Below are 25,793 nucleotides of genomic sequence, written 5' to 3' on the forward strand. Positions count from 1 at the left end.
ACAAAAAAGATAGAAATATTTTCCTCAAAAAAGCCTAATGACAGAAAAACTAAAAAAAGACAGGATATTATTTGCCGACCTACTTAGGGTAGGTACAATTTTTGCCATCATGGTTTTTCATATCACTACCAACAGATGGCTTGTAGCATTCGACGAAAATCCGACTGAGTGGCATGTAATAAATATTTTTGTTGCCGGGCTTCGTTGGTGTGTCCCTGTCTTCTTTATGTTGAGCGGAATGATATTTCTCGATCCGGAATACAAAATAACCACAAAAAAGCTATTTTCGAAGACAATTCCTCGCATTTTGTGCGCCCTAATATTCTGGAGTATAATATATCGCACTCTCTCGCCGTTAACAGCGGCATTTTTAGATATTAAACCATTGGATATCAGCGATTTTAATAGGATTTATTCAGAAATATTTTTAGGCACTCCCTGGCATCATTTATGGTTCATGTACCCGCTTTTGGCCATGTATGCCCTCACTCCCCTACTCCGGGTGTTTACCGCCAACGCAAAAAAGGAACATTATATATATTTCCTTATCCTTTACCTGATATTCGGATCGCTCATCCCATTCATAAATGCGAGGCTCGGAATCACCATCAGTTTTGCCATCCCCGAACTATTTTCATATACGGGATATTTCATTGCCGGATATTTCTTCTATAAATTCGACCTGACAAAAACAGAAAAAAATATAGTATATATATTAGGTGTACTTTCGCTTGTAGGAACTTATGCCATCTCTACCCTATCGGCAATGGATAGCGGAATGCCTGCCACACAGTTTTTCGACCGCACTGCACCCAATATAATATTTTCGGCATTCTTTGTTTTCCTTCTGGTGAAAAACGTGGTAAACGGCAGTCGCAAAATACTTAAATACCAAAACAACAAATATATAACACTGCTTGCTAATTGCGGACTGGGCATTTATCTGGTACACGACTTTTTCAATATCATACTCAATATCCTCAATATCAATACAAGCACAATACCAGCCATTCTTGCCGTCCCTCTATTGAGCCTGATTGTGTATTTGGCTTCGTTGGGAGTTGTACTGATTATCCGCAAAATTCCTGTGCTCAACAAGTGGATTATTTAACAACTTTGCGAAAGAAATATAAATTCACCAAATTTTAATAAACAAATACTTCATAATCAACGTTATAATAATAAAACATAAGATTATGAAAAATGATTTCTTCTATTCAGTCAAACAAAGGGTAAAATATTGGTGGATTTCGCCAATAATAGGTGTAATTGCTATACTGCTGGGTATATGGTGTATAGCCAATCCTGCCGGTGCATTAACAATATTGGGCGCATTCTTCGTTGCAGGATTTCTTGTTAGCGGGCTGTTTGAGATAGTATATGCCCTATCGAATAAAAACATACTCAAAGGATGGGGATGGACACTGGCAAGTGGTATAATAGATATCTTGTTTGCCATCTTGCTACTAGCTATTCCACTAGGAACCATTACGATACTATTATTCCTTGTAGGTTTTTGGGTTATGTTCCAGTCTATATGGGCCATCGGCATGTCGATAGACCTGCAACGCAGCGGCATCAAGGGATGGGGATGGACATTGGCATTTGGTATATTGGGACTTATATTATCATTCATTCTCGTAACAAATCCTGTATTTGCAGCCGAATTTATCATCTACCTAATGGCATTTGCATTGTTCTTTTATGGAGCTATGAGAATATATTTCGGATTCAAAATGAGGTCGGTACACAAAGACATAGAGAAAATGGAAGATAAGTAAGAGTCTGTTTAAATTTTATAACAGAACTCTATACTAAAGAACCTATAAGAAATATTTTCGCTAAAATTTAATCAGGCTCTAAAGGTAAATTAAAAAATATCTTCAATAGAAAATAAGGTTGTATATTTGTAGAAGGATATACAACCTTTTTTATGATCAGACCCGAAAATAAGAATATAGCAATAACAGTTGGAATGTTATTGTTTTCTTTTATCATCTGTTTTCTCAATTTCAAGACCTCGCCATTGTACCTTATCAACGAATGGTGCGACCCCAATATATATTTTTCTATTGGCAAAGGTATGTTCAACGGCAAAGTAGTGTATAAAGACCTGTTCGATCACAAAGGCCCGCTTATTTTCATTATCTATGGCATAGGCTACCTGATATCCAATACCAGCTTTACAGGAGTTTACCTGATACAATCCCTCTTTCTATTCACCAGCCTGCTCTTTGCCTATAAGCTATCGAAACTATATCTAAATGATATACAATCATTTATAATAACATTAATTTATACCTGCCTATTCTTTAGCAAGACAGGGACCGGCGGATCGGCAGACGAGTTTATGCTACCTTTTTTTACAGTCAGTTTCTATTATTTCATCTTATACTTCAAAAAAGAAAACAACCTGAAACAAGCAACCGTAAACAAAATAATGCTGATACAGGGGCTCACTTTCGGAGCTGTATTCTTTATTAAATTCAGCGCAGCAATATTCTGGATACCTATATTGGCAGCCATCTATTATACACTGTTTGCAAGCAAAAAATATAAGGAAGCATTATCGGCAATACTATATACCACATTGGGTTTCAGCATACTGGCAGCCCCTCTCCTACTCTACTTCCTGATAAACTCGGCATTTGGCGACTTTGTATTTGCATACTTCAAGTTCAACGCCATTTATGCCAATACAGGGTTTACTATCAATACATTAAAGACTATCGCAGGACGGTTTATAGGCGTCGGCCGCGAATTTTATATTGCATGGGCATTGACATTAGGCGGACTTGCTGTTATACTCTTTTCAAACAGGTTTGTACAGAAAAAAGTATATAAAGCGGCAATACTCATTTCATTTATAATCACTTACCTGCCTATAGCCAATAGCCGCTTTCATCATCTCTATGCTTATATAGTGCTTTATGTACTTGCTATAATAGCACTTATTTATTTGTTTCAACTTATCAACAGCTATATAAAATCTCCTGTAAAAATAAAGCCTGCTATCTTATATATTACCGTGCCCGTTATCACAATAGTATCTATAACACACTATCATACAGTGCTATATAACAACAAAGACTGCCTGTCGTTCAGCTATTGCCGCGATAAATGCTGGATGCTACAAAAAGACTTTGCAGAGGTAATAAAAACACGGGAAAACCCTACCCTACTCGACCTCGGACTCGACCGGGGCATATTCACCACAAGCGGCGTAGTACCCACATTCAAGTATTTTTTCCATCCGCTGATATCGGACGAAGATTTCCCCGAAATACTTGAATACCAAACAGAATTGGTGAAAAATAAAGAACCGATGTTTATAGTTACCACCGATAAGAATTTCCCTTACCTGATGGAAAACTACGATATAGCAGCCATAGATACTTTCCATTATCTGGGCAACGACTTACATACATACCTCTTCGAAAGAAAAGAATAAAAACATGAGAATACTTATACAACGCACCCTGCAAGCTTCGGTAACGATAGACAATAAGATCAAATCTTCCATCGCGAAAGGTATGCTCATACTTGTAGGCATAGAAGACAGCGACACCGAAGAAGATATAGAATGGCTGGCAAACAAGATAATCAACCTGCGCATTTTCGACGATGAAAACGGTGTAATGAACAAATCGATACTGGAAACCGGCGGCGAAATACTTATAGTATCACAATTCACATTACATGCCTCTACCAAAAAGGGCAACCGCCCATCGTATATACGCGCCTCGAAGCCCGATTTTGCCATACCTATGTACGAAAAAATGTGCAGCACAGTATCTTCCAAGCTAGGCAAAGAAGTGAAAACAGGCGAATTTGGAGCCGATATGCAGGTCGCACTCGTAAACGACGGCCCGGTAACCATCTGGATAGACTCGAAAATAAAAGAATGATGACAATACAAGAAGCTCAACAAGAGGTAGATAAATGGATAAAGACTATCGGCGTGCGCTACTTCAGCGAACTGACCAATATGGCTATCCTTACCGAAGAAGTGGGAGAACTGGCACGCATCATGGCACGTACTTATGGCGACCAGTCGTTCAAAAAATCAGACCTGGAAAAGAATCTCGGAGACGAAATGGCCGATGTGTTATGGGTACTTATCTGCCTTGCTAACCAGACAGGTATAGACCTTACGGAAGCGTTTAGAAAAAATCTGGAGAAGAAAACACTAAGGGATAAGGATAGACATAAAAATAATGAAAAGTTGAAATAAAAGGGAAAGAAGTTTATCTATATAGCACCTCACTCCCCGCTCTCTCCAAAGGGAAGCCCCCTAATCCCCCTTGGGGGACTTATGCGCAAAGCCACGACAAGGGAGGGGAAAAGTAACAATAAAAAAAGAGTAAAATGTGTTACAAGTGTTACTTTTTAGGGAGGTACAAGATACCAGTAGACGAGTTAACGAGTTGGTTTCTGATAAAATATAAACTTGTGTCTCATATCTTGTTTACTTGTATCTAAAGAAAAGGTAACAATAAAAAAAGAGTAAAATGTGTTACAAGTGTTACTTTTTGGAGAGATACAAGATACCGGTAGACGAGTTAACAAGTTGGTTTCTTATAAAATATGAACTTGTGTCTCGTATCTTGTTTACTTGTATCTAAAGAAAAAGTAACAAGGAAAAAAGGCTGAAAAATGTGTTACATGTGTTACTTTTTGGAGAGATACAAGATACCGGTAGACGAGTTAACAAGTTGGTTTCTTATAAAATATAAACTTGTATCTCGTATCTTGTTTACTTGTATCTAAAGATATTGTTGACTAATAACTGAAAACGTGTTACTTTTACAAATGATTAAAAATTATAAATAACCAAATATTCCCCTATATCCTCCCTTTTTGGCAGGTTGGAGGAACTAAAATTCACACCAATGGCAGAAACAAATAAATACATCGACACACTAAACAAGTATAATACACAGCTTAACGATAAGGAAATAAGCAAAAAAGTAAATGATATAATCGCTAAGAAATTCGAAGAAAACAACAATAAGGAAGTCTATAAAAAGATATATTCGTGCCTAGACCTCACCTCCCTGAATGCTACCGATACAAACGAAAGTATCTGGAAATTTACTGAAAAAGTTAACGAATTTGAAGGATCGACCGACATCGACAATGTAGCCGCTATCTGCGTTTATCCCAACTTTGTAGAAACAGTAAAAGAAGCACTCACCGCAGATGTGAAAATAGCTGCCGTGGCCGGAGGATTTCCATCGGGGCAAACTTTTATGGAAGTGAAAATAGCCGAAACAGCCCTTGCAGTAGCCAATGGCGCAGACGAAATAGATACTGTACTCAACCTGGGGCATTTCTTCGAAGAAAACTATGAAGAACTGGCTGAAGAACTAGACGAAATAAAGCATGCCTGCCGCGATGCCCGGCTGAAAGTGATACTGGAAACAGGAGCATTGAAAACAGCATCGGATATAATGAAAGCATCTATATTGGCTTTGTATTCGGGCGCCGATTTCCTCAAAACCTCTACAGGCAAAGGCTACGAAGGCGCTACACTGGCAGCAGCTTACGTTATGTGTACAGCCATCAAAGAATATGCAGATAAAAACAACCGTAAAACAGGTTTTAAAGCCGCTGGCGGCATTTCTACCACCGAAGAGGCTGTTAGGTACTACACAATAGTAAAAGAGGTGCTGGGCGAAGAATATCTAAACAACGAATATTTCCGTATAGGAGCAAGCCGGTTGGCCGAAGATGTGCTGAAAAGAATAGAAGAATAAAAATGCACTCATATGAAAATAATCAGCATTATATTAGTTTTGTTAAGTATAGTAACGAGTGTAGAGGCTCAAACCTACTCCTTGTTTGATGATAAATACAAAAAAGTGATATTATCATTTGATATAGTAGATAAAAATGAAGTCATTATTCTTGACGAGAATGAAAAAAAAGTTCATGTGCCACTAGCTCATATCTCCGGCAATTATTATGCTGTTGGTTCAAAAAAATATATGATAATAAGTTTTTTACATAATGATGGAATCATGGCAATGTTTAAAACTACCTTTACCAACATTGATCAAGTTAGAGAATTTGTTGAAAATCCTATTAATATAAAAACTCAGATAACATATTATTTTGTTAGGGATATTACACTGCAACAGTTATCTAAATTTCCATCAAAAAAGAAAATGCGCCGTGAGCATAAAGAAATAATAGAAAAAATAAAGGATGATTTTACTACTGAATCTGCCAAAATTATAGTGTCGTCTTACCAAAAAGAAAAATCTTTAAACAGTGAAATAGCAGCATATGGAGTAATAAATATTCAATCTGAAATAGCAGCTTTAACCTGTTTACTAGGATATAAACCTCGTTAAACTAATATTAAAATTACAATAGCAGTTTATCATAAATCATGCATAGAGGCAAGAGAAGATTTGCTAAAAAGAATAGAAGAATAGAAGAATAAAAATACGATGCATAAAACTATAACCATCACACTCATCCTTTTAAGTGCTATGTGCGAAATACAGGCGCAGACTTATAATTTATTTCATAAAGATCAGAAAAATATACTGATAAGCCTCGATGTAGCAGCTAATAGAAAGGAATTGGTTATGAGCAGCCAAAATCAGGAAAAAAGGAAATTCGAATTAGTTCCTGCCTCCGACGATATCTATATAATAAACAAGGAGGATAGCTGTGCAATCATGAAATTCGTGTACGACGACAGGATGATAGAATTTATTATAGACACCACTTTTGCAAATATAGAGAGTGCCAGACTATTTGCTGCCGAACCTGTAAATATGGTTAAACAATTAGCTGTTTATCTTCTTAAGGATATAACTTTGGAGCAATTACGCAATCTTCCGTATGAAGATGAGATGAGCGATGAAGATGAACAATTTATGGAAAAGATTGAAGAAGAACAGATAGCCGAACTCAAATTATTCGGGTATAGCGAAGATAAAAACTTCGATTTTCTTAAATCTGCTTCCAAAATAGATATCCAATCAATCGTTAAAATCACGTTAAGGCAGGCAATGCTCAATCAGGCTTTGACCTATATGCTAGGATATAAATCTAAAATTGAATAACTTATAACTAAATAATTATGGCAACAGCGTATCACAACCTATCGTCTTACAATCCCGAAACAGTACCCGACGGCTCAGACATGAGAATAGGGATAGTAGTATCGGAATGGAACGAAAATATAACCAAAGCCCTGCTCGACGGCGCATTCAAAACGTTGGTAAAGCATGGTGTAAAGTCTGAGAATATCTTAATAGACTTCGTTCCGGGCAGTTTCGAACTCATCTTCGGATCCAAGCATCTGGTAGAAAACAAGGAGATAGATGCAGTAATAGCCCTTGGCTGTGTAGTAAGAGGCGGCACCCCGCATTTCGAATATGTATGCAGCGGTGTAACGCAAGGCATAGCCGACATGAACATCCGTTACGATATACCTTTCATTTTCGGCCTTTTAACCACCGATACCATGCAGCAAGCAGAAGAACGAGCCGGTGGCATACATGGCAATAAAGGCGATGAATGTGCAATAACAGCACTAAAAATGATAGATTTTTATCGCAGAAATTTGGAAGAATAAATAAAAGTGTTACCTTTGCATCGCTAAAGAAATTTGGGCAGTTACCAAAGTGGCCAACTGGGGCTGACTGTAACTCAGCTGTCTTTCGACTTCGGAGGTTCGAATCCTTCACTGCCCACCCTTCTTTAAGTATTGCGGAAGTAGCTCAGTTGATAGAGCATCAGCCTTCCAAGCTGAGGGTCGCGGGTTTGAGCCCCGTCTTCCGCTCTGAAAATGAAGCGATTACAAATAATGTAGTCGCTTTTTTTGTTAGCCAGAACCAGGATTTTCGATAAAAAGAATAAAAATTCGCATGAGTTTGAAGAAATTTTATCTATACTGGAAGATGAAACAAAAATCATGTTATATAAAAATAACGAAAAGAAAAAGACACGTATAAGTAACTGTAATGAGGAATATAGTTAGCATAGACAATATGATGATGTACAAACAATAATAATCAATCAACTCTAAAATAATAATGAAAAAATTATTCATAATACTCATTTTCTGTGGAATAACAAATCACTACCTATATGCCCAGCAACAATTTTATGCCATAGACAGTAGCGAATGGGTGACAGAAAAAGATCGCGATATACGCGAAAAAACGTTGTGGGACGAATTTTATGTTTATTCACAATATATTAAGAAACAAAATCTGCCGGAAGCCGAACTAATAGTTACATATTCTGCTATGATGGAACTTTTTAAAGATCTTTTTTCTCAATGCCGGGAGATTAACGCCGGACTCGAAAACACTCTAAAAAATGGTGGCAAAGAGTTGGAGTTGATAAAAACCAAGATAGAAATTGATCCTGCAAGGGCTAATAATAAAGAAATGTTTTATACAAAAGATCTGAAAACAATTTTTGACCTTAGCCTCGACCAATTCAACCTTATTTCTGTCTATAGCAGAGATATAGTAAATTATGACATAGGAGAATCGGATAAGATGCCTAAAATGGATATAGAGCGATTTACAAATAATGCTACTAACCTGGTAGCAGTAGGCCAGAGGTTTACAAAAATGGCTGACGAGCTGCAAGATATTTCTGATAACTATAAAAGTAAACTCATACTCGATGCTGTAGCCAAAGAAAATAAGGGTAAGGAAAAGAAAATATACTATACTTTCGACGGGCGGGAATATAAAACCCTCAGAGGACGTAACAATTATGAACAACGATTGGCAGAGAAATACAATAAAATATTTGACTTAGTAAAAGACGATGTAAAAGATCCTCAAGATATAGAAAAGCTGAAATATGTTGTATCCGAAAGCCTAAACCTCCTCAAAGAGACAAGAACTTTTAACGATTTGCTTGTTTTTTTAGAAAATGATGAATTAAAAAAGAAAGCAAAGAAAGAGTTCCCAACCATAGATTTTACCCCATATACTGCACGCAATAAAGAAATTTGTCATATAAAAGATATATATGACGCATACGATCCGCTCTTAGGTATCTTTGAGATACAAGCCAACGTCATGGAATATCTGGAAAAGGCACATAAAGAAAACATAAAAACAAGAAACAATGGAGAATCAGCGACCATATCTTTAACTATAAATGTAGATGAAAACAAAGATTTTCAAGGTATTACTCATAGCGAATTATTTGATAAAGCCATTGGTGCTTCAAAAAAGTTAAGTTCAATATATCCTAAATTGATTGCTTTCTATCAAAAAGAAAAACAAAGAATGGGGCAATCTGACAAATAAGAAAAAAGCCGTACCCAAATCTGAGCACGGCTGTCAGGTATCTTTATTCTCCATCATTTCATCGACATAAAGTTTGCATCTTCGTTTACTTGTATTTGTTTTATAGCCATCAAGTTGCCACTATTGTCATATATATGTATCAGTTGAGAAGCGGTTGAAGCCCAATAATTTATTTTCGAATCCCATTCTGTATATGTAGTGTATGCAATGCGTCCGTCCTCGTTATAATTATAGTCATATTTGTTTACAGCTACCCAACCTTGTACACTATCCCATTTGTAAGTAGCTTTTTTCAACATATTGCCGGCAGCATCGTAAGTATAAACACATTTGTCTATCGCGATAGATTGGCTCTCGTCATATTTTATAAACTCTTTTATAGTTCCTGTTTCTGTTACCTCTATGTTAGAGAAAACTTTTATATATGGGTTTGCAGCCGAAACGTTAGCTACTGATAGGATAACTGCTAATACTGATGTCAAAATTGTTGCTTTCATAATTGCAATTTTTACTTGTTGTTTTTGTAATCTTTTTGTTTTAATTTCTTTGAAAGCGCTTTCGATATATATGACAGCAACAGTAGCTAAAAAGTTACACTAAATTTGAATTATTTTTTATTTTTTTTATAACTATCTAATAAACAACATAATAAAAATACATAATTTACCCCTCTTTTTACAATACAGAGATAAACTAATTTGAAAACAATGCAATATTTTAAGAGTCTGTTTAAATTTTATAGCAGAACTTTTTTATACTAAAGAACCTATAAGAAATATTTTCGCTAAAATTTAAACAGGCTCTAAATAAAAAAAGTTATTTCTCAACTTCCTGATCGGCAATAGAAGCTGCGGCTGTAAATAATATATCTGTAGACGAATTTAAAGCCGTCTCCATCGAATCCTGTATTACACTGATGGTCATCCCTACCCCGACTACCAACATTGCCGTATCGGTAGGAATATTGAATAAAGAGCAAGCTACAGGAATGAGCAGTAAAGAACCCCCCGGCACACCCGAAGCACCACAAGCCCCGATGGCAGCTACAACGCTCAAAAGTATTGCAGTAAATATATCGACCTGAATGCCTAATGTATGCACCGCAGCCAGCGACAAAACAGTTATAGTGACAGCAGCTCCCTCCATATTGATGGTAGCACCAAGTGGAATGGTTACAGAATAAGTATCTTCATCAAGCTTTAGTTTTTTAGCCAAAGCAAGGTTGACCGGAACATTAGCAGCCGAACTGCGGGTAAAAAATGCTGTAATACCACTCTCTTTCAGGCAGGTGAAAACCAAAGGGTAAGGGTTTCTCCTTATTTTCCAGAATACAATCAAAGGATTTACCACCAACGCTATAAACAACATAGTACCCACAAGCACCAAGACTATCTGAAGATATTCTAACAAAGTACCTAAACCAGTTTCGGCAATAGCAGAAGCTACAAGCCCGAATATGCCTACAGGAGCAAAACGGATTATAATCCTGATAATGAAAACAACAGCATCCGACAGATCATTGAATATGGTTTTGGTGCTATCAGAAGCTTTGCGAAGGAAAAAACCTATACCTGTCGACCATGCCAGAATACCTATAAAATTAGCGTTTATAATCGCATTGACGGGATTATCTACAATTTTGAAGAGGATATCCCGTAAAACATCAAAAATACCCGAGGGCGGCTTTATACCCACTTCTACCCCACCCTTCAATGTGAGGTAAGTAGGGAATATGAAACTAACCACCACAGCAGTCAAAGCAGCCAGAAAAGTACCCAGAAGGTATAACATCAATACCGACTTGATACTGGTCTTATGTCCGCTTTTATGATTGGTAATGGAAGAAACTATCAGAAGGAATACAAGAACAGGGGCAGCAGCCTTCAAAGCTGTAAGGAATAGTTCGCCTAAAATACCGACAGAAATTGCAACATCAGGCAGGAAGAAGCCTAATAATATACCCAATACCAATCCTATTGATATCAGTAGTATCAGGTTACCATTCAGTATAAAGTTCTTTATATTCATATCTTTTTTCAATCAACAATTTAGTGTGTCAATCAGTTAACAATATCTTTAGATACAAGTAGACAAGATACGAGGTACAAGTTTATGTTTTACAGGAAACCAACTTGTTAACTCGTCTACTGGTATCTTGTATCTCCCTAAAAAGTAACACTTGTAACACATTTTTTACTGTTTTCCTGTTGTTACTTTTTCTTTAGATACAAGTAAACAAGATACGAGATACAAGTTTATATTTTATAAGAAACCAACTCGTTTACTCGTCTACTGGTATCTTGTACCTCCTTAAAAAGTAACACTTGTAACACATTTTCGTTACTTTCTTATTGTTACTTTTCCCCTCCCTTGTCGTGGCTTTGCGCATAAGTCCCCCAAGGGGGATTAGGGGGCTTCCCTTTGGAGAGAGCGGGGAGTGAGGCGCTATATAGATAAACTTTTTTTACTTTAATACTTCGTCAATAACTTTTTTAGCTAACGATTCCATCACTTCGTAGCCTTTGGCAACAGGATGTACCCCATCGCTTCCGTATTCAGCTATCAAAGCCATATCTTTATCGTGCATCACCGCAAAATAGTCTATATAAGGAAAACAATTTTTGGCGGCATATTCTTCAATCTTCTTATTAAGTGACATTATCTTCGCCGGCACATCTTTTATCTCCTTGCGCCAAGGATATCCCCCTGCCGGAGTTACCGACGACAGTATAACCTTTATACCATTAGCCTGAGCCAGTTCTGCCATCGACATAATGTTGCCCAGCGTGAAAGCTTCATCGTACGGCCCTGTATTTTCGGCTATATCATTCGTACCAATATTTATAAGTACAGCATAAGGTTGCAGGTCGATTACATCCTGGCGAAAACGTGAAAGCAACTGTGGGCTTGTTTGTCCGCCTATACCCCGCCCTATGTAGTTGTTCGATTTAAAGAAATCGGGACGTTGGCCTGCCCAACCCTGAGTAATAGAATTGCCTATAAAAACCACCCGTTTTTCGCCATCGGCAGGAACTGGCAAAGCTGCATTTGCAATTTTATAACGTTGTAAATTAATAAGTTCGTTAAACTGTTGGGCATCTACTGAATTAAAAATACACATAAAAGAAATAAGGAATAAAAATTTTTTCATGGTTAAATATTATCGTGTTAATAATAAACTTATAAATCCTACATCAAAAACGGAACGTATAGCCTACCGAATAAAAGAGATTATCTCCATAAGGAGAATTTTTATCCTGTATCACATCGTATTGTATCATAGCCATCATACCACCCAGGCGCAGTCCTCCGCCAACAAGCAGCGATGGTACAAATTTACTTTCTTTGGCTTCGTAGCCGTCGTTCCATTTGAAAGTCTGCCACATACGGCTTATTTCGGGCTGCACGCCTATTACGATATATTCGATGGGGAAAAAGCGTCCGAAAAGGTTGAAACTCATATAACTTGCTTTCCAGTCGTAATTGTAATAATCGGTCTTGTAGTAAGTATATCCCAAACCGGCTCCCAGAGTTACGTACTTTGAAAAATCGTAACCTACCTGCGGCGAAAACCCTACGACTGTGTAATCGCCAAACTGAAGGCTCAGATTACCCCCGAAAGATAATTTAGAAGGATCGAACTGAAAGCCCGAAGACGATGACTTGTGAGGCAAAGCCCTCACCTGTTTCTTGTTGGTAGTAGTGGTAGAAGTACGTTGGTCGTACACATTCCCTTGATTGTCTACATAAATTTGTGAATAGCAAAATATATTTGCCATTAATAATACAGATAGTAATAAAACATTCTTTTTCATGATCACTTATTCTTCTGTTAATACTTCATTTATAGCCTTTTGAACCAATGGTTCCATTATTTCATAACCTTTTTCGTTAGGATGCAATTCGTCGAAAGTATATTCTTTCTTCATTCCCCCTTCTTCATTCTTCATCATGGTATGATAGTCGAGATAGTAATACCCGCTTGTTTGGGTAAATTCTTTTATCCTCTTATTCAATTCATCTATCAGGCCCGGCACATTCTGTATATGCCCTTTGAATCCGAATCCCGAAGAAGGTAGTACCGACGACATAATAACCTTTATGCCGTTGATATCTGCCAACTGGCACATAGCCTTTATGTTGTTCATTGTAAAATCTATATCATATACTCCTGTGTTTTCGGCTATGTCGTTTATCCCTGCATTGATAACCACAGCCTTGGGATGTAGGTCGACAACATCGTGATAGAAACGCAAGAGCAGCAATGATGAGGTCTGCCCCCCTACTCCACGGTTTATATACCCGTTTTGCGAAAAGAAAGAGAACCGCAGGTGCGCCCAGTTTTCGACTATGGAATTGCCTATGAAAACCACCCGTTTTTCGCTTTCTATGGTGTCATTCAGCTGGCTGTTGGCATAGGCATAGGCATTGAGGCGGAAAATATCCCTGTTTACCCTGTTCTTATACCAAGCAAAACCAATGATACCAACGGTAATGATATTGACCAAAACAGAGATAATAAAAGCTATGATAAAGAATTTCTTTTTATTCATAAATAAGATAATATACTTAAAAAACAAACTTCATACCCATACTAAACATACGGCAAAGCGGATAGTTTATATATGGGCTCAGGGTTTCCGACTTCGAAACATTTACTTTGGTGGCAAGGTTCTCGGCATTGGTATAAAAAACAACTTCGGAACCGGATATGCCTGTAAGATTATGTAAAGGTAGCTTATACGACACATTCAGCGACTTTATTCCAAAATAATCTACATCGGCTATATGATTATTTAACGGTTTCTGGTATCCATAATACTTCGCATCTTTAGCTCCATGCAGCAGCAAATTTATATCAAATCTTTTTAACCATACATTTGCATCCAACCCATAATGATATTTAGGCACTGCATATTCGTTGCCGATGGAAGCAGTAGGAACAGAAGGATTGTTTATTGTGAAATTACCTTTTACTCTCAATCCTTTTTTTTGATAAAAATATTGGCTGTATGCCACATCAAATTCCCAACCACGGTTTACAAATTGCCTGTAATCGGCAATATGGTTATACACACCGTCTACGGCTACAATATCGGGGATATTCGTTGTTTTTTTATGGAAATAGGAAGCTGATACTTGCAATATATTGTCTAAAAATCCGAGTTCCACACCCATATCTTTCTGTGTAGAAGTACGCCATTCAAAGTTTTCGCCTTCGTAAGAAACAGGAATAAACATATACCTGCCGTCTGTAATACCGGATATATTATATCCTTGATCGCCTGTCTTGCTCCACGAGGCTTTTAAACGCAACTTTTCGATAAAGAAATCGTAGTCCCAAAATCCTTCGCGCGAAATATTCCATGCAGCCGATAGAGTAGGGTAGTAGCTATCCTTTTTCCTAAGGTGCGGAGCCGATGAGGTTAGCCTTCTGATACCGGCTGTGGCTGTACGGATACCCTGCGAATAATTATACGCAGCTTTAAGTAGGGCATTGCTGTTATATTCACTGTGGGCAATATCTATTATTTCCGTTTTGTCCCATGTGTAGGCAGCTGTTATACACAATTTCTGGTTGTAACTGAAATGCTTATCCCACACAACTTCATTATCCCACAAATAACGTTTATAGTGTAATTGATAATCGTATGGCAAAATATATATTTTGTCTGTCTTATCGTACGAAAACCGAGACTTAATGTATAAGTTGCGAAAGAAATTCATATCAATGTACGATGTAGAGAATAGCTTTTCGTCGGGCTTATATTTCAATATCCCGGTTGCCGTATTGCCTGCACCGTCTGCTAATATAGATAAATGGTTATCAACAGCATGTTTATAAAATACATTTTGTCCTATCTTCAGCCATTTGTATATACTCAGCTTCGCATTGAACCTCGAATGCAGGGTTTCGCTTCTGGCATCTTTTACCACCCCTTCGTTGTTGTCGTACGATACATCTCCCTGCACATTGTGTGTATCTCCTATATGCCTGAAATTCATATTGTAATGTTGTACCAAGCCTTTTTGCAGATAATCGCTGAGATTGCCTTTGTCTTTACCGGGTATCAGGTCGGATGCCTGCTGAAAACCTGCCCATACGTTTCCACCTATTCTTTTGTCGGAATGATCTTGTAAAGTAGTCAGATACACAACACCATCTATAGCCGAAACGGAACTGAAAACCGACGAAGTGGCTGCATTCTTATTCACATTAACCATCAATACATCAGCAGGATTGAAAGGTGCATCGGGTATTCCGTCTACTACATACCGCACGTTACTGCCCCCGCGGATATTCAGTGATCCGTCGCCGGCAAAGCTGACACCCGAAGCATATCCTTCGAGGTAGGATTTTTCGTCAACCGGGCGTCCTTTGTAAATATCCGAACCTAGCCTTGCATTCGCTGTTGAGAGGTCGTTGTAATTGTCGAACTGTGAATATACATATATAGGGTGTCCATGACAGTCTATTATATCTTCCTTCAAAGTGATATCTATCACTGTTTTATAACCTACAGTTACTTCTTGCGTTTTGCAACCTATAAAGCTAAAAACTAGCGTAGTCGAAGTATTAGTTGCCACCTTTATTGTATATTTACCATCAATATCGGTAATGACTCCGTTTGTAGTTCCTCTTTCCATTACGGTACATCCTATGATGGTTTCGCCTTGTTCATCGGTTACTGTACCGGTAATGGTTATCTGGGCTTGTGCGGTTATAAAGCAAAGTGTAAGGCTAAGTGTCATGATCAATTTTTTCATGAAATATGAAGTTATCATCAATTGTTATAAATAATATTTTTTCTTTTTAAATTCAAAAAACTCCCATGATGGTAATAATTGGCTGTTAATTGTGTTGAATCTTTTCTAGTCCAAAGCTTGTATATTTTGTTATTAAAAATTTATTAAGATATAGTTCGGTAGTTATTAAAAAGAGTAAAAATATACAATTTATTCATATAAAGCATATTGTAAACTTTATTAAAAATATGTTGATAACTATTGTTGTTGAAAAATAACTTGTTCCGCGGTTTTTAATAACTGTTGAAAACCGTTTAAAATATAAATGATAAGTTGAGTGTGATTTTTAATTGTTTCTTGCGACATATTTTATATATGGATTTTTAATCCGGAAAACAATGGATTATGTTTTATTTAAATATCAACAGTTATTAACAAGGTTATCAACAAGAATGAAAAGTAATTGTAAGCGATGAAAACTGAGTTATAAGCAATATGGTAAAACAGTGATTTACAATATATTATTAATTATAAAAAATGAAAGAAATGAAAGGTGGTTTTTTGAAAAGTTTACTGGCGTCTATATTAGGATGCTTTATTGTATTGGGATTGTTCTTCCTGGTATTTTTCCTTTCGCTGGCGGCATTATCGTTTAGTTCGGATGAAAAATATAGCTTGAGAGACAATACAGTGTTTACCCTCAAGCTCGAAGGCGAATTGGTAGACAGGGTACAGGAGTCTAATCCTCTGCTGGCTCTGTTGGGCGATAATTCGGAAGTTCAGATGGGCTTGGATGATGTACTTTCGTCGATAAAGAAAGCAAAAGAGAATGATAAGATAAAAGGCATCTACATCAATGCCGGAATGTTTTATGCTCCTTATGCATCGCTAAAAGAAATTCGGGATCAGCTTATCGACTTCAAAGAAAGTGGTAAGTTTATCATCTCTTATTCCGATACTTATACGCAAGGTTGCTACTACCTGTCGTCGGTTGCCGACAAGGTGATAATCAATCCTCAGGGACATCTCGATATACATGGTTTTGCAGCACAGCCGATGTTCTACAAAGGCTTGCTCGAAAAAGTAGGTATCGAAATGCAAATCTTTAAAGTGGGAACTTTCAAATCGGCTGTAGAACCGTTTATGCTCGACAAGATGAGTGATGCAAACCGCGAGCAGGTTTCTTCTTACCTCAATAGTATGTGGTCGGTATTTACCGGCGAAGTTTCCGAAGCAAGGGGTATATCAGTTGACAAGATCAACCAGATGACAGATTCATTGATAACATTCAAAAGTGGCGAAGAGTTGGTAAAAGCAGGACTTGCAGATACATTGCTATACGAAACAGGTGTAAAAGAATATCTGAAAACACTGCTCAAAGTAGAAGATGAGGAAGACGTGCGCCAGGCTAGCCTGAAAAATATGACAACTGTGCCATGTGCGAAAGAAAGCAAATCGAAAGACATCATAGCTGTATTGTATGCCGAAGGAGGCATTAGCGATGGTTCGGGCAAAGAAGGTATTACCGACAAACGCTTTGTGAAAGAAATAGAGAAACTAAGGAACAATGACGATGTGAAAGCTGTGGTTTTCCGTGTAAACTCACCGGGAGGAAGTGCTTACGCATCCGAACAAATATGGAAGGCAATCACCGACCTGAAAGCTGAGAAACCGGTGGTAGTATCTATGGGTAACTATGCGGCTTCGGGCGGATATTATATCTCTTGTAGTGCATCCAAGATTATTGCCCAGCCAAATACATTGACAGGCTCGATAGGTATTTTCGGCATGTTCCCCAATGTGGAAGGCTTGACTAAGAAGCTGGGACTGACTACCGATGTGGTTACTACTAACAAGTATGCAGACTTTGGCGATGTTTTCCGTCCGATGAGGACAGATGAAAAAGCCATCCTTCAAGGCTATATCGAACGTGGATACGACTTGTTCCTTACCCGTTGTTCCGAAGGCCGTGGCATAGACAAGGCAGCTCTCGACAGCATTGCCCAAGGGCGTGTATGGACAGGCGAGCAGGCGCTTAAAATCGGTCTTGTAGATGCTTTGGGCGGAATGGATATGGCTATAGAAGAAGCTGCTAAGCTGGCCAATCTTGAAGATTATAAGTTGGACAGTTTCCCTCGTAAGACCGACTTCTTCGAAAGCTTTATGTCAAACCAAAAAGAAGAATTGGCTACCAAGGCACTGAAAGAATATCTGGGCAGCGACTACCTGATGTTCAAAACATTGAAGGAAATAAAAGAGCAAAACTTTATTCAGGCACGTATGCCTTACGATATAGTAGTAGATTGATCTGATATATATATACTGTAAAAGCATTAAGAAGGTGTCCCCAAAATAGTAAAGGACACCTTCTTTGTGTATTACCTCTTGAATCTATATAACAAAAAGAGATCATTTTCATAGGCTAACATGTATGTAGCCGAAAGTATTCTTCTAAATTCCTTATTCCGATTTTCACTCTTATTCCAATTCTCAAATTCCGATTTTTCCATCATTATCCACAATGGTTTATCTGTAGCCAACATCAGGTTTATTTCATCGTAAATATCAGGGTTATGGCTACCCATCCATTCCTGATGTGCAAAATGTTTGTAATTGGATGAAATCTCTAGCATAGGATAAAATCTTGGGCGAACTAAATAATAATAAACTCTACTCTTTTCGTTATCAGGTATTTTACTTATCAATTCATTTCCGGCATCGATATACGAAGTACCTTCTTTTCTTATTGCGTCATACTTCTTCGTCTTACTTACATACCTTATTACCATATAACTTGAGGCTATGCCTAACAGAGCATATATAACATATTTATTTACCTTTATATTCAACGAAGCCAATAGGAGAATACTACCTGCTACCATCGAAAAAGATATTAATATAAAATAATGCTTGTAAGCATATCCCATGTTAGCAAAGGCTATGTTGAATATGAATAACAAACAAGCAAATAGGAATAATTTAGAGTCTTTTTCCTTTTTGTAATACAAAATGGCTCCTGATAGTAAAACTGAAATTACAATAAGGTTGCGGCCTATATAGTTGCTAAAATTAAATATACTTCCAGATTCTTCCACATAACTTATATTGAACAGATAGGAGGCATAAATCATCTCCGAAAACGCATTGTAGTATAAGAAATAGCTTATTATAGGAATAGAAAATATTACCACTCCTCCGATAAAGTACAATATCAGGTTTTTCAAGGATTTGTAATCTTTATTCAGCAGACAGGCTATGAAGATAAAAATACAACAGGCAGAAATAGCTCCGGCATTATTTAACCGCATCCAGAAAATAAAAGAAAAACACAAGCCCACAATAAATGCTTCTGACGGGCTTATTTTTTTAGTTTCAAAATAATATTTAAATGTTATATATAATGCTATAAATAAAGGAACTAAGCTAAATTCTTCTGTAGAATTACCTTCGTCTATAGTAGAAGCAAAGAAGCAAAGGAAGCAGATTATGACAAGGAATGCCTTATTTCCGTCCAATAATATCTTTGCTGTCTTGTGTATAAAATATAGTACTAAAGATAGGTTTACAATTTGAAGGATAAATATTCCGGACCTGTATGGAATAAACACTTGTCCCAAGGCCTCAATAAAAATAAGGACGGGCCCTTTGTGATCGAAAAAATCAATATAAGGGATTTTTCCTTCAAGCAACATCTTTCCCATAGCCATAAATATGGCACTATCTGTACGAAATTCAAAATACAGTGGACTTGTTGTTACAGAAAAGAATAATAAAAAGACAAATGATATAAAGATTAGAAATAAGTATGATACTAAGTTTTGTTTTTCAAGTTGGTTCATTTTCTTAGAGTCTGTTTAAATTTTATAGCAAATCTTTTTTATAGCTATTTTTAGATGGATTTTATGTGTTTTTATTGCTGGTTTAGCGGGCTAAACCGAAATAAAAATGTGGAAAATACGCTAAAAAGAGCATAAAAAAGTTGCTAAGAATTTGAAGAATGGACGGAGTCAATATTTGCTGGAGCTTGTAAAATAAATTTTCGCTAAAATTTAAACAGACTCTTATCCAGTTACTAAATTCTTTATCACCTCCTGCATTATATATGCCATTTTCGGCTGGGCTATTTTAGCGGCTTCCTGCACATCTTCGTGTGTCACCTCTACTATCTTGCCAATGACGCCCAGATCGGTGATTATAGAGAACGCCAGCACCTTCATTCCCGCGTGATTGGCTACTATTACCTCGGGTACGGTAGACATGCCCACGGCATCGCCGCCAATAATGCGAAACCAGTTGTATTCGGCAGGCGTTTCGAACGTAGGGCCTTGCGTACCTACATATACACCGTACTGAAGCTTGATACTGTTTTCTTTGGCTATCTGGGCGGCCATACGGCGCAAATCCTTGTCGTAGGCATTGCTCATATCCGGGAAACGGACTCCAAGTTCCTTATAGTTCTTGCCACGCAAAGGATGCTCGGGGAAGGTGTTTATATGGTCTTCGATAAGCATTATATCGCCTATTTCGAAGCTGCTGTTCATACCTCCGGCTGCGTTCGACACAAAGAGGTACTTGATGTTCAATGCCTGAAAAACACGGACAGGAAATGTAACTTCCTGCATGGAATATCCTTCGTAATAATGGAAACGCCCCTGCATGGCCAATACATTTTTGCCTCCCAATTTGCCAAAAATGAGTTTGCCGCTATGTCCTTCTACCGTGGAAAGCGGAAAATTGGGAATCTCCTGGTATGGTATTTCGTTCTTGTCGCTTATTTCGTAAACCAGTTCGCCAAGGCCTGTACCTAATATTATGGCTATGGAAGGTATCTCTCCTCCTGCTCTATTTCTTATAAAGTCTGCGGTTTCTTTGATTTTCTGTAACATGTTTATCTATTTTCTGTATAAAATCATTCTCTTTGTCCATAAATACTACTTCGATAGGAAGATAATAGAGATGAGCTTTTACGTTGTCGCTTATATCGTCCATCGATACCAGACGCATTGCATCTTTCTCGGTAACTATAATTATCTTATCGTCGGCCAGTGTTTCTTCGAAACGGCTGGTTATCCGTTTTATATCCTTCTTCGTGAAGTTGTGATGGTCGGGATATACAAGCGGGTCTATATTACTGGTATATTCTGCCAACTTATCCATCAGCAGTTTAGGAGAAGCTATCCCTGTAACCAGCAATGTATATTTACTTTCCAGAGCTTCCAATGGCAGCTTGTGGGCAGCACCAGCGAAAACGGGCAGCAGGTATTTGTTGTATTCGAACCGTGTGAAATATAAATCCTGATAAGGGAAAACGTTTATATCGTGCGAAATGATGCGGAAATCTATCGGCTGCAAGTCGGCAGGACATTTGGTCACTATTATTGTATTTGCTTCGCGCAGTGCAGATACCGGCTGACGCAACCTTCCCGCAGGCAGCATGGCGTCTTCGTAAACCGGACGGTGGTAATCGGAAAGTATAATGGTGTACGACGGTTTTACATAGCGGTGCTGGAATCCATCGTCGAGCAGGATGATTTCCGGCGGGTTTTCCAACTCCAGCATCTGCCTGATCCCCCTTCTGCGATTGGCATCTACGGCTACTATCACATCGGGAAATTTGCGTTTTATCTGAAACGATTCATCTCCTATCTCATGGCTTGTAGACTGGGGGGTGGCCAATACAAAACCTTTCGATTTGCGTTTATATCCCCTACTGAGCACGCCAATCCTGTATTTGTCTTTCAAGGCATTTATTATATATTCCGTATGTGGAGTTTTGCCTGTCCCTCCTACGGTTATATTGCCTATGCAGACAACCGGTATGTCAAATTCTTCCTGCTTGAATATACCCCAATCGAAAAACTTATTGCGGAAAAATACGATAGTACTGTATATCCACGATAATGGAAGTAACCACGGATTTACCCGTACAGGCTGAGGCTGCTCTTTAGTCATATGTCTTTTTTTCGATAAAAATACTAATTCTTTTCTATTTTAAGAAAGTTACAGATTGATACATTCGCACTGCTGTTACCTTTTGCCCTCTTTTGTTGTTCATATCTTCTAAAAACCATATCGAATTAACCTATTTTTGCAATATATAGTTAAAAAGTAACACGTTTTTTCAGTTAGCAGTTAGCAATATCTTTAGATACAAGTAGACAAGATACGAGATACAAGTTCATATTTTATCAAGAACCAACTCGTTAACTCGTCTACTGGTATCTTGTATCCTAAAAAGTAACACATGTAACACCTTTTTCTCTTTTTTTATTGTTACTTTTTCCATTCTTTTGCCGTCGCTTGCAGCCCATTCTCCCATTAGAGAGAGGTGAGAAAGGCCGCTAACAGCTTTTCTTATATAGATAAACTTATTGGAGAATAATTTGATTTATCATAACTATACTGCGCACACGAGATAATAGGGTGGAGTGGGATGTATTCGTTATTGCGCAGGAGCAGGAGTGTTTTTTTACTTATTTGCGATTTAATTGTAAATATTTTTGTTAATTATGTTAAAATATATACATTTGTTCAGATGTCTCTATTTTTTTAACTTAATCAATACTAATGAAACAACACAAATTTGATGATAAAGATGCTTTTCAACTGATAAGGAAATCTAAAGATGAAAGGTGGGAAAAGGATGAAATTACCTATTATGAACAATAAAAGAAAGACATAAGATATTTTAATAAGATAGAACTATGAAGAATCTTTGCATACTTATACTACTATTCTACTGTTTGAATACACACAGCCAAGAGAAAACTAACTCAAATCTTTTAACAGAAATAGATTTTCTGAAAGAGGAAACAGTAGCCTTTCCATTTATAGGATTTATAGAAAACGTAAAGACTGATTGGGGCAAACTCGGTATACGAGAGAATGCTAAAAGGGTGATCGAAGAAAAAGTATTACCGGATAAAAGTAGAGAGAGAGTAATATATGATTTCGATGAAAAAGGGCGAATAAAAAAAATTATGACAAACAGTTGGCGTACCCTTTATTATAAATACGATAAAGATGGCAACCGGATATACAAAACAGGAGAACAATTGCATAGCGAAAGCAATCCGCAAACAGGGCTGGTAACCTGTAATAGTAGCGATAACGACATATTGACTTTCCATTACAGCCATACAGGGCAAATTACTTTAGCCGACTATAGAAAAGATAGCCTGTCTGTACATTATACATACAATGATGAAGGGCGACTTATAGAAAAAGAGTACACCAAAAACGATTTCCCGGTACAAGGGAAAAATACGTATAATAAAACCCTGATAGAATATAACGACGGCAATGATATAGAAAAGAAATTTATCCAGACTGTTATATCCTCAACCCAATCAGCTGATACTGTCACCCGGATAGAAATGTATGCCTATAAGTACGACCCTAATAACAATTGGCTGAAACGTGTATATATGGGAAATGGCAAAGTAGAAGAAACCCGGCGGTCTATCTATTACCATGATGGTAGTTATAGTAGCTTAGATACTTTGGCTGTTGCAGATAAAGACCGCATATTCACCAAAGACGAAGCCGATTTTATGGCACAATATGGAGAAGGAGAGGATAAAATGCATCTTTCTCTGACAAATACTCTGAGATTTCCTTATGCTGCACAAAAGGCAGGAATAAATGGAGTGGTAACTGTTGGTTTTCAAGTATCGAAAGAAGGAAAGATCTCTGATATTAAACTGGCAAAAAAACTTTATAACATATTGGATAATGAAGTTATGAAAGCAGTAAAGTTATTAGCTAAAAAGGCGTGGATTCCCGGTAAGAAAAACGGAAAAGATGTAGATACATATAATGAATTATCGGTTGACTTTAGAATTATAAAAGAAGGGCATGTTGCGCTAACTGTGGAATTTAATGATAATAAATTTTAGCTAAAATTTAAACAGACCATAAATTGTTTATAACCAGATGTATAACACATTCTCCCGATCCTAGGCCTCGGGAGAATGTAAGTTCTATTCCTTTCAGAACTCGTCAACTTTCAGGCCTTTCCTGTACCCATCCAGTTCCTTTTGCAATTCTGCTGTTATCTGCTCGTATCCGGCTTTTCCGTAAAGATTGTTCAACTCATTAGGATCATTTAGAAGGTCATATAGCTCATTGCAGTCTATATCTTTATCGTTAGCCATTTCCCCCTTACCATAGAAATGTATAAGCTTATACCGTTCGGTACGGACACCATCGTGACGGCGTACACTATGTATAGCCGGATAATCGTAATAATGATAATACAGGCTTTTCCTCCAGTTTTCAGGCTTATTACCCTCGAAGAGAGGCTCTAGCGTAGTGCCGCTCATTTCCACAGGTTTTTCTATTCCTGCCAGCGAGAGGAATGTAGGAGCATAGTCAATGTTCTGTACCAGGGCATCGGCTTTTGTACCTGCCTTTATCTTCTTAGGATAGTGCATAACCAGTGGCGTACGGAACGATTCTTCGTACATAAACCGCTTGTCGAACCAACCATGCTCTCCCATATAAAAGCCCTGGTCGGATGTATATACAATGATCGTATTATCCATTAGTCCTTCTTTTTCCAGATAATCTATTACACGCCCTACCTGATCGTCGATACTTTTTATACAGCGCAGATAATCTTTCAAATAGCGTTGATACTTCCAGTTCACCAACTCGTCGCCTTTCAGGTTTTTGTCTATAAAGTCTTTGTTTTTAGGCTGATAGGCACTATTCCAGTTTTTCCGTTGTTCAGGTGTCATTCTGGCGAGCGATACTTCGAGCCCTTCGGTATTCCATTCCTTGTTGTAAGGTGCAGTATTTATAAGTTCATGCACTTTCAGGTCGTAGACCATTGTCATGGTTTTGTTTATGGTCATGTCCTGCGTATGAGCCGGCGAGCAACGCGTTGCATAGTCGTCTTTGAATGTTTCCGGTTTAGGGAACTCAACATCCTCGTACAAGTCGAGATATTGAGGCTCGGGCATCCAGTTGCGGTGAGGTGCTTTATGATGTATAAGCAGGCAAAAAGGTTTATCCTTGTCCCTTTGTTCCAGAAAATTTAAAGAATGGTCGGTGATAAGTGTAGAGGCATATCCTTCTTCCTTAATATACTTGCCATCAGTGTCTTTACTCCTGAATTCAGGGTTGTAATACTCACCCTGATCCCACAATATTTTGTAATAATCGAAGCCTTTTGGTTCGCATTGCATATGCCATTTTCCTACCACGGCGGTTTGATATCCTTCTTGTTGTAATAGTTCCGAAAAGAAAGTCTTGGTAGAATCTATACCCTCACCCAATTGCCGTTGTCCGTTCTGGTGGCTGTATAGTCCTGTCATGAGGCATGCCCGGCTGGGGGTGGACAGGGAATTTTCTACATATGCTCTTTGAAACAGTATCCCCCCATTAGCTAGCCTGTCTATGTTTGGGGTAGGGGCGAGTTGCGATAAAGGATGCCCGTATGCACTTATCGTTTGGTACGAATGGTCGTCTGTCATTATATAGACAATGTTCGGACGGGTCTGTTCTTCGCTGTTTACCGTATTTTTACTTCCACAGGCATAGTTGAATAATGCTGCCGGGATAAGTATGCAATTAATACTTCTGGTGTTAATCATAGATTTATATTTTATTATTTATGTCAATCAATAGTTAAATTGTATGTTACTTTTATATACTGCGCGCAATCACAGATTGGCTCCGCTTCGCTCTGCCGAACGGTGTTTGCTTGCGTTCCTTTTGGCCTAAGCCCCAAAAGGAACCAAA

The 25,793-nt window shown here is 37.8% G+C and carries 22 protein-coding genes and 2 tRNA genes; 14 read left to right on the forward strand and 10 right to left on the reverse strand.

Annotation, left to right across the window (positions count from 1 at the left end; translation table 11 throughout):
• Window positions 1-37: 37 nt before the first annotated feature.
• The 12 genes from D0T57_RS05550 (at window position 38) to D0T57_RS05605 (ending at window position 9,299) form a co-directional block, all read left to right on the forward strand.
• Complete coding sequence (locus tag D0T57_RS05550; RefSeq protein ID WP_163271708.1) at window positions 38-1,111, forward strand: acyltransferase; 1,074 nt, start codon at window positions 38-40, stop codon at window positions 1,109-1,111.
• A gap of 85 nt (window positions 1,112-1,196) precedes the next feature.
• A complete protein-coding gene (locus D0T57_RS05555; RefSeq protein WP_163271710.1) occupies window positions 1,197-1,781 on the forward strand; it encodes an HdeD family acid-resistance protein in 585 nt (194 codons plus the stop codon).
• A gap of 152 nt (window positions 1,782-1,933) precedes the next feature.
• Window positions 1,934-3,451: a glycosyltransferase family 39 protein gene (locus D0T57_RS05560; RefSeq protein WP_163271712.1), complete on the forward strand. Its 1,518-nt coding sequence runs from the start codon at window positions 1,934-1,936 to the stop codon at window positions 3,449-3,451.
• Between the two features lie 4 nt (window positions 3,452-3,455).
• Window positions 3,456-3,908 (forward strand): D-aminoacyl-tRNA deacylase, encoded by a 453-nt coding sequence (gene dtd, locus D0T57_RS05565; protein WP_163271714.1) that lies wholly within the window; start codon window positions 3,456-3,458, stop codon window positions 3,906-3,908.
• The gene (locus D0T57_RS05570) at window positions 3,908-4,234 is read left to right on the forward strand and encodes a nucleotide pyrophosphohydrolase (RefSeq protein WP_163271758.1); all 327 of its coding nucleotides are present in this window, start codon (window positions 3,908-3,910) and stop codon (window positions 4,232-4,234) included. Before dtd ends, D0T57_RS05570 begins: the two co-directional genes overlap by 1 nt.
• A 658-nt stretch (window positions 4,235-4,892) precedes the next feature.
• Entirely contained in the window at window positions 4,893-5,759 is an 867-nt protein-coding gene (deoC, locus tag D0T57_RS05575; protein WP_163271716.1) for a deoxyribose-phosphate aldolase, read from the forward strand.
• Window positions 5,760-5,771: 12 nt separating this feature from the next.
• Window positions 5,772-6,359, forward strand: a complete 588-nt coding sequence (locus tag D0T57_RS05580) for a hypothetical protein (protein WP_163271718.1) — start codon at window positions 5,772-5,774, stop codon at window positions 6,357-6,359.
• Window positions 6,360-6,458: 99 nt separating this feature from the next.
• Complete coding sequence (locus D0T57_RS05585; RefSeq protein ID WP_163271720.1) at window positions 6,459-7,082, forward strand: hypothetical protein; 624 nt, start codon at window positions 6,459-6,461, stop codon at window positions 7,080-7,082.
• Between the two features lie 17 nt (window positions 7,083-7,099).
• The gene (ribH, locus tag D0T57_RS05590) at window positions 7,100-7,597 is read left to right on the forward strand and encodes a 6,7-dimethyl-8-ribityllumazine synthase (protein ID WP_163271722.1); all 498 of its coding nucleotides are present in this window, start codon (window positions 7,100-7,102) and stop codon (window positions 7,595-7,597) included.
• Window positions 7,598-7,632: 35 nt separating this feature from the next.
• Window positions 7,633-7,715, forward strand: a tRNA-Tyr gene (locus D0T57_RS05595).
• Between the two features lie 16 nt (window positions 7,716-7,731).
• Window positions 7,732-7,804: transfer RNA gene (locus tag D0T57_RS05600), tRNA-Gly, on the forward strand.
• Between the two features lie 349 nt (window positions 7,805-8,153).
• Window positions 8,154-9,299 (forward strand): hypothetical protein, encoded by a 1,146-nt coding sequence (locus tag D0T57_RS05605; RefSeq protein WP_163271724.1) that lies wholly within the window; start codon window positions 8,154-8,156, stop codon window positions 9,297-9,299.
• Window positions 9,300-9,352: 53 nt separating this feature from the next.
• On the opposite strand, the gene D0T57_RS05610 is transcribed toward D0T57_RS05605, so the two are convergent.
• The 6 genes from D0T57_RS05610 to D0T57_RS05635 all read right to left on the reverse strand — a co-directional run bounded on the left by D0T57_RS05610 (window position 9,353) and on the right by D0T57_RS05635 (window position 16,067).
• A complete protein-coding gene (locus D0T57_RS05610) occupies window positions 9,353-9,796 on the reverse strand; it encodes a DUF3836 domain-containing protein (protein ID WP_163271726.1) in 444 nt (147 codons plus the stop codon).
• A 319-nt stretch (window positions 9,797-10,115) separates the two neighbouring features.
• Window positions 10,116-11,327 carry a serine/threonine transporter SstT gene (sstT, locus tag D0T57_RS05615; protein ID WP_163271728.1) on the reverse strand — a complete coding sequence of 404 codons (1,212 nt, stop codon included), beginning with the start codon at window positions 11,325-11,327 and terminating at the stop codon, window positions 10,116-10,118.
• A 436-nt stretch (window positions 11,328-11,763) separates the two neighbouring features.
• Complete coding sequence (locus D0T57_RS05620) at window positions 11,764-12,450, reverse strand: SGNH/GDSL hydrolase family protein (RefSeq protein ID WP_163271730.1); 687 nt, start codon at window positions 12,448-12,450, stop codon at window positions 11,764-11,766.
• Between the two features lie 43 nt (window positions 12,451-12,493).
• A complete protein-coding gene (locus D0T57_RS05625; RefSeq protein ID WP_255490512.1) occupies window positions 12,494-13,114 on the reverse strand; it encodes a hypothetical protein in 621 nt (206 codons plus the stop codon).
• A 6-nt stretch (window positions 13,115-13,120) separates the two neighbouring features.
• A complete protein-coding gene (locus D0T57_RS05630) occupies window positions 13,121-13,852 on the reverse strand; it encodes a GDSL-type esterase/lipase family protein (protein WP_163271732.1) in 732 nt (243 codons plus the stop codon).
• Between the two features lie 16 nt (window positions 13,853-13,868).
• A complete protein-coding gene (locus tag D0T57_RS05635) occupies window positions 13,869-16,067 on the reverse strand; it encodes a carboxypeptidase-like regulatory domain-containing protein (protein WP_163271734.1) in 2,199 nt (732 codons plus the stop codon).
• 525 nt (window positions 16,068-16,592) lie between these two features.
• Between D0T57_RS05635 and sppA the strand changes: the two genes are divergently transcribed.
• Entirely contained in the window at window positions 16,593-18,353 is a 1,761-nt protein-coding gene (sppA, locus tag D0T57_RS05640) for a signal peptide peptidase SppA (protein ID WP_163271762.1), read from the forward strand.
• A 71-nt stretch (window positions 18,354-18,424) separates the two neighbouring features.
• On the opposite strand, the gene D0T57_RS05645 is transcribed toward sppA, so the two are convergent.
• From D0T57_RS05645 to lpxK, 3 genes are all read right to left on the reverse strand, one after another.
• Complete coding sequence (locus tag D0T57_RS05645) at window positions 18,425-19,561, reverse strand: hypothetical protein (protein WP_221412290.1); 1,137 nt, start codon at window positions 19,559-19,561, stop codon at window positions 18,425-18,427.
• Window positions 19,562-20,107: 546 nt separating this feature from the next.
• Window positions 20,108-20,932: a purine-nucleoside phosphorylase gene (locus D0T57_RS05650; RefSeq protein ID WP_163271738.1), complete on the reverse strand. Its 825-nt coding sequence runs from the start codon at window positions 20,930-20,932 to the stop codon at window positions 20,108-20,110.
• A complete protein-coding gene (lpxK, locus tag D0T57_RS05655; RefSeq protein ID WP_163271740.1) occupies window positions 20,889-21,998 on the reverse strand; it encodes a tetraacyldisaccharide 4'-kinase in 1,110 nt (369 codons plus the stop codon). The genes D0T57_RS05650 and lpxK overlap by 44 nt, the downstream gene beginning before the upstream one ends.
• A 1,028-nt stretch (window positions 21,999-23,026) precedes the next feature.
• Here lpxK and D0T57_RS05660 point away from each other — a divergent pair.
• A complete protein-coding gene (locus tag D0T57_RS05660; RefSeq protein ID WP_163271742.1) occupies window positions 23,027-23,944 on the forward strand; it encodes an energy transducer TonB in 918 nt (305 codons plus the stop codon).
• A 93-nt stretch (window positions 23,945-24,037) separates the two neighbouring features.
• Here the strand turns inward: D0T57_RS05660 and D0T57_RS05665 are convergent, their stop codons facing one another.
• Window positions 24,038-25,645 carry a sulfatase gene (locus tag D0T57_RS05665; protein ID WP_163271743.1) on the reverse strand — a complete coding sequence of 536 codons (1,608 nt, stop codon included), beginning with the start codon at window positions 25,643-25,645 and terminating at the stop codon, window positions 24,038-24,040.
• Window positions 25,646-25,793: the final 148 nt, after the last annotated feature.

Source organism: Dysgonomonas sp. 511, from assembly GCF_010501105.1.
Taxonomy (GTDB): domain Bacteria; phylum Bacteroidota; class Bacteroidia; order Bacteroidales; family Dysgonomonadaceae; genus Dysgonomonas.